This window comes from Microtetraspora fusca (assembly GCF_001570365.1).
Lineage (GTDB): Bacteria > Actinomycetota > Actinomycetes > Streptosporangiales > Streptosporangiaceae > Microtetraspora > Microtetraspora fusca.
Genome location: NZ_BBYK01000014.1, coordinates 1 through 436 on the forward strand (window position 1 = coordinate 1; position 436 = coordinate 436).

General features: G+C 66.7%; 1 protein-coding gene. It reads right to left on the minus strand.

The window, feature by feature from the left end; all coding sequences use genetic code 11:
- A partial coding sequence (locus tag AWQ68_RS00065; RefSeq protein WP_281217579.1) for a TCP-1/cpn60 chaperonin family protein occupies positions 1–436 on the minus strand: 436 nt, incomplete at both ends.

A 436-nucleotide genomic window follows, 5' to 3' on the forward strand; every position in this document is an offset into this window, starting at 1 on the left:
CCCTCGGTGAGCTCGAGCTCGAGGCCGAAGGCGTTGCTCTCCTCGACGGTGATGACGCCTTCCTTGCCGACCTTGTCCATCGCCTCGGCGATCATCTCGCCGATCTGGGCGTCGCCGGCGGAGATGGTGGCCGTGGAAGCGATCTGCTCCTTGGTCTCCACGTCCTTGGCCAGCTTGGAGAGCTCCTCGCTGACGCGCTCGACGGCGGCCTCGATGCCCTTCTTCAGGGACATCGGGTTGGCACCGGCGGCGACGTTGCGCAGGCCCTCGCGTACCAGAGCCTGGGCGAGCATGGTGGCGGTGGTGGTGCCGTCACCCGCGACGTCGTCGGTCTTCTTGGCGACTTCCTTGACGAGCTCGGCCCCGATCTTCTCCCACGGGTCCTCGAGCTCGATCTCCTTGGCGATGGAGACACCGTCGTTGGTGATCGTGGGGG